Raw genomic sequence first — 2,147 nt, 5'->3', positions numbered from 1 at the left:
TTTCACAGAACGTCTTGATGGGCGGGAGAAAGGCGCGGGCTTTTTGTCGGAAACCCACCCGAGGAGTCGAATTTCCTGCGCATCGAGATGTGCGGTCACAGTCGGCACCTTGATCAAATCGGCAAGCATCGAACGCAGGGCAATGGGATCGCAATACCGCTCGTCGGTCTCACCCTTGCCGCCATGCCCGAGGATGTCGGCGCGGATCTCCGTATGGACACGGGCTTGTTTCAGGTTGTTGCCGAGGGCATGTCGGAACGAGTGGATCACTTTTTTTCTGACGGCTGCGTCGGGAATTGCCAACTTCATGCCTTGTAAGAACTCGTCATAGAGCCGATCCCCAAGCGGAGCCCTGGAAGTTGGGGATTTCAAATCTGGGAATACAAGGTGATATCCAAGACTTTTGATGGTGCGGACGTACTCCGAAAATCCGAGACGTAGGATTTCTGGGTGCAGGGCGATGTAACGAACCGACTGATCGTTCTTGATACGCCGTGTCTGATTTCGCCTAATATCTATATAGACAATACCGTCAACTTCACAAACGTCATCGACATGGAGGCCGCAAATTTCCTCCCGTCTAGCGCCAGTATAATAAAGCATTATAATTGCAAAGTATAGCGCCCGATGGATAGTATCGGGGCCAGCCTCGAACGGCTGCCGCCAGGACTTGCAACCGGTAAAGCACGCAAGTTTAAATATCGCTCCGACATCTTCATTAGTCAGCGCCGCGCGCTTGTTGCGAGCTCGGTTCTTTGTCTTAGCCCGCAGGAGGGCAACGCTGATGCTGAGGTCGACTGGAAGTCCCTGCGCCTTTAGATAGGCCAGCAACTGGCCAAGGAAGGTAAGGTGGCGGTTGAGGGTAGCGCCCGAGATTCCGCGCTTTTCCGGCGCAAGCTTGGCGCCGATGGCCCTAAGTTCGGCCGTGGCGCGGTGCTGGTCATTCGGACTCTTGCCGTAGCTCGGCGATACGGCCCGCAGGAGACCGACGAGATCAGCGAGGTGACTCTGGCGCAGGTCCCCGAGGTCTATGAGGCCATTCTCTAACAAGAGCTTTGCGAAGAGAGTGAAGATCTGGCGGGCCTGGACCTGCGTCTTGGAATCCCAGTCCTCATCCCTGGCCCGTGCCGCGATCATCGCCTCGCCGTACACGATGACGGGATGGTGTCCGAGAGTCGTCGCCCTGGGGCTGGACTGACGGTGCGACGACTGCCTGCTCGACGACTGATCCGTGGCCTCCTGTGCCGGCTGAGTCATAGGATTGGGGGCCGTTGTCGATGACCGAGAGGCAGCGACATTGGCGGACGCAGCGTCTGCTACCGTGATTGTGTCGACCTCGCCGAGAACGATGGCGTCCAGTTTAGCCTCGTCCTCGATTCGCGCGCCATCGTAGCGACGCTCGGTCGCGAAAGCGGCGGTCGCCATCGCGCGAAACGTCACCTCCTGTGCCAACGACAGGTTCACGGCAGTCGCCGGGGCATCCTGATTGCTCAAGAGTGATTCAAGGCGCTGTCGGGGCATCCGGTGCGCCCCCTGCGCAATCATTGAGGCGAGCGTAACGTCGACTTCGGCGATGTCCTCGCGGCTCAGCCCCTGCTCGGCCATTTTCGCAGCTGTAGCTTGATCCACCACAGCGGCTGCACCCCGACCGGCGATAAGGCGAAAAACCCAACCCATACGCTGGTCACAACGCCGGCTGTCGTCGGGATCGAAGTTCGGGTCGGCGCGTTCGGCGGCGGCGACGCGGTCGAGCTTGTCGAGATGCGCGAGCAGACTCTCGCGAAACACGCCGTCGAGTTGTCGGCGCGTCATGACGATATCGGTATCGGTGTAGGTCATGGCGCGCTGGAACAAATCGTCGGAGTGGGCCGTGAGCTGGCCGGCGAGGAAGCGGGCGCGGCGCGGATCGCGCGTCCCGAGGCTCACAATAAGCGCTTCGACCTTACAAAATTGGCAAAGTGGCTGCGGTATTCGGCGACGCCAGGAATAAGTCGCGCCGCGACGGTAGGCGTGAGGGATGGCAGGCATGGGGCACACCCTGTGCTACAGGCATGTGCGACAGAGATGTGTGCCGGCTCCGAGTCCGCAGGGCGGAAACGAAGCTAAATCAATAGCTTGCGCGGAAATTGGCTGGGGCGGGAGGATTC

At 59.6% G+C, this 2,147-nt stretch carries 1 protein-coding gene; it reads right to left on the bottom strand.

Features of this window, described 5'->3' with window-relative positions:
* Window positions 1-2,028 (bottom strand): DUF6538 domain-containing protein (locus G3T14_RS23860; RefSeq protein WP_163644960.1); only part of this gene is annotated, 2,028 nt, incomplete at its 3' end.
* Window positions 2,029-2,147: the final 119 nt, after the last annotated feature.

Source organism: Methylobacterium sp. BTF04, assembly GCF_010692745.1.
Classification (GTDB): Bacteria; Pseudomonadota; Alphaproteobacteria; order Rhizobiales; family Beijerinckiaceae; genus Methylobacterium.
Note: the sequence above shows the minus strand (reverse complement) of the source record. Positions and strands in the feature narration are given on the sequence as shown.